This is a genomic window from Bacteroides caecigallinarum, assembly GCF_021531075.1.
GTDB classification, from domain to species: Bacteria; Bacteroidota; Bacteroidia; order Bacteroidales; family Bacteroidaceae; genus Phocaeicola; species Phocaeicola caecigallinarum_B.
In genome coordinates this window covers 1-248 of the sequence record NZ_JADYTJ010000182.1, presented here as the reverse complement: position 1 = coordinate 248, position 248 = coordinate 1, and the positions used below count along the sequence as shown (strand labels likewise).

Below are 248 nucleotides of genomic sequence, written 5' to 3'. Positions count from 1 at the left end.
GAATCATTGTTATTTTCTTTTCCTGCAGGTACTAAGATGTTTCAGTTCCCTGCGTTAGCCCCTTACAAACGTAAGGTGATATCCCTTCAGGATATCGGGTTGTCCCATTCGGAAATTCACGGATCAAAGGTTATTTGCACCTCCCCGTGACTTATCGCAGCTTATCACGTCCTTCATCGCCTCCGAGAGCCAAGGCATCCGCCATGCGCCCTTGCTTACTTTCATTATCACGTACACACCCTGTTTTT

Annotated in this window: 1 rRNA gene; it reads right to left on the bottom strand. The window is 46.8% G+C overall.

Going from position 1 to position 248, the window contains the following annotated elements:
- A 23S ribosomal RNA gene (locus I6E11_RS14980) occupies window positions 1-225 on the bottom strand; the annotation flags it as partial.
- Window positions 226-248 lie beyond the last annotated feature (23 nt).